The 233-nt window shown below is 71.7% G+C and carries 1 pseudogene; it reads right to left on the bottom strand.

Features of this window, described 5'->3' with window-relative positions:
• Positions 1-164: pseudogene (locus tag KVT44_RS59870) on the bottom strand (PDZ domain-containing protein); the annotation flags it as partial.
• Positions 165-233 lie beyond the last annotated feature (69 nt).

Here is a 233-nt window from a genome sequence, read left to right as displayed (position 1 = left end):
GACAGAACCAGCACGGTCGCGAGGAGGAGACCGAAGAGCAGGGACATCAGCCGCCTGCCCCGCCGTCGCGCGGCGTGCGGGCGCTTGGTGGTGCCGGGCGAACTCCGGTCACCGCCCGGATCCTGACCGGGCATCGGCTTGGGGCGCAGTGCGGCCTGTTCCATGGATCGCCTCCGGCAGATGCTCTACGGACCGCCCCCCGGCTCTTGCTCTACCCTGCTCTCCGGCGCACG

Source organism: Streptomyces sp. GbtcB7, from assembly GCF_019091445.1.
Taxonomy (GTDB): Bacteria; Actinomycetota; Actinomycetes; order Streptomycetales; family Streptomycetaceae; genus Streptomyces; species Streptomyces mirabilis.
This window is presented reverse-complemented; position numbering and strand designations above follow the sequence as displayed.